Origin of the sequence: Mesorhizobium sp. M7A.F.Ca.CA.002.05.1.1 (assembly GCF_003998335.1) — a bacterium.
Classification (GTDB): Bacteria; Pseudomonadota; Alphaproteobacteria; order Rhizobiales; family Rhizobiaceae; genus Mesorhizobium.
On record NZ_RZQI01001410.1, the window covers coordinates 1 to 923 of the forward strand.

The window sequence follows — 923 nt, forward strand, 5'->3', positions numbered from 1 at the left end:
GTCGAGAAGGACGGCGGCTACAAGATCAAGGGCCGCACCGAGGAGGCTGTTGCGGCATTGCTTCGCGATGCGCTCGCCGTCGAGAATGCCGGCGCTTTCTCGGTGGTCATCGAAGGCACGGTCGAGAGGGTCGCCGCCGATATCAGCCGCCGCCTCGCCATTCCGACCATCGGCATCGGTGCCAGCGGTGAATGCGACGGCCAGATCCTGGTCATCGACGACATGGTCGGGCTGACCGTCGATCGCGTGCCGAAATTCGTCAAGGAATACGCCGACCTGCGCAGCGTGATCTCGCATGCGGCGGAAACCTATGCAGCCGAGGTGCGGGGCCGGACATTCCCCGGCCCCGGCCATGTCTTTTCGGCGGCAAACAGCAGGGACGACACATGAGCCAACCCGTCGTCGTCGACAGCGTAGCCGCACTTCGCGCGCAAATCCGGGACTGGCGGCGCGACGGCCTTCGTGTCGCCATGGTGCCGACCATGGGCGCTTTGCATGACGGGCACATCTCGCTGGTCAGGATCGCGCTCCAAAAAGCCGAGCGCTGCGTCGTGTCGATCTTCGTCAACCCGACGCAGTTCGCGCCGAGCGAAGACCTCGACAAGTACCCGCGCCAACTCGCCCGCGACCTCGAGCAGTTGGGCGCGGCAAAGGCCGACCTTGCCTTCACACCGACGGTTGGCGAGATGTATCCCGCGGGCTTCGCCACGAAAATCTCGGTCGGCGGCCCCTCCGGCGGGCTCGAATCGGACTTTCGGCCGACCTTTTTCGACGGCGTCGCCACCGTGGTGGCAAAGCTCCTCCTGCAGGCAACGCCCGACTGTGCGGTCTTCGGCGAGAAGGACTACCAGCAGCTTTGTGTGGTGAGGCAGCTCTGCCGCGACCTCGACCTGCCTGTCGAGATCATCGGCGCACCGACGATA

At 65.2% G+C, this 923-nt stretch carries 2 protein-coding genes; both read left to right on the forward strand.

Annotated elements, in window-relative coordinates:
• Positions 1-390 (forward strand): 3-methyl-2-oxobutanoate hydroxymethyltransferase (locus EN939_RS35960; protein WP_206528450.1); only part of this gene is annotated, 390 nt, incomplete at its 5' end.
• The coding region (locus tag EN939_RS35965; protein ID WP_164751597.1) for a 4-phosphopantoate--beta-alanine ligase at positions 387-923 on the forward strand (537 nt) is incomplete at its 3' end. The genes EN939_RS35960 and EN939_RS35965, both read left to right, overlap by 4 nt.